This window comes from Polaromonas sp. P1_E3 (assembly GCF_056405935.1).
In genome coordinates, this window is the sequence record NZ_JBFUBD010000817.1 from 1 (window position 1) to 617 (window position 617).

Annotated in this window: 1 protein-coding gene; it reads left to right on the plus strand. The window is 50.7% G+C overall.

Features of this window, described 5'->3' with window-relative positions:
* A partial coding sequence (locus tag AC1D0Z_RS23710) for a TraB/GumN family protein (RefSeq protein ID WP_477660560.1) occupies nt 1-617 on the plus strand: 617 nt, incomplete at both ends.

Here is a 617-nt window from a genome sequence, read left to right on the forward strand (position 1 = left end):
CTTGGAGATCGATGCCAATGGCCCACCTCCGCACTTTGCCCAAGACACACCAAATGATTTGGCCTCACGCTTGCCGGCAAATGACTGGCAAACAATCCTAAAGCTCTGGCAGCCAAACGCCGTACTTCCCGAGTTAGCATTTGCAAAGCCTTGGGCAATCATGATGATGGCCCCCCTTATGACGCATTCAAGGGCGTTAGGTGTCGAAAACTTTGTGAAGCAGCAAACGAAGATTGATTCGAAGAAATTATCGTTTCTTGAGACGACGCAGAGTTTCTTTGACGGTGCAGACCAAATGCCCATTGAGGAAATTGTTACCGGTCTTCGCATCCTGGCTGCTGACCTATCCGCCCCTGGTACCAACCTTCAGCGGATGCATCATGCTTGGGCTAAACGCGACTTCGCTGGATTCGAAGCAGTGGTCAAGGATCTCCCCTTTCTTCGTCTTGGAGTCACAAAGCGCTTACTGCTCGATGAGCGAAACAAGCAGTGGCTGCCTACGATTCTTGCCGCACTTAATAACCCAACGCCGACGCTAATCGTCGCAGGGGCGTTGCATTTCATGACAAAGGGAAATCTGCTCGACCTTTTGGAGTCGCATGGAAAAATTGTAGAGT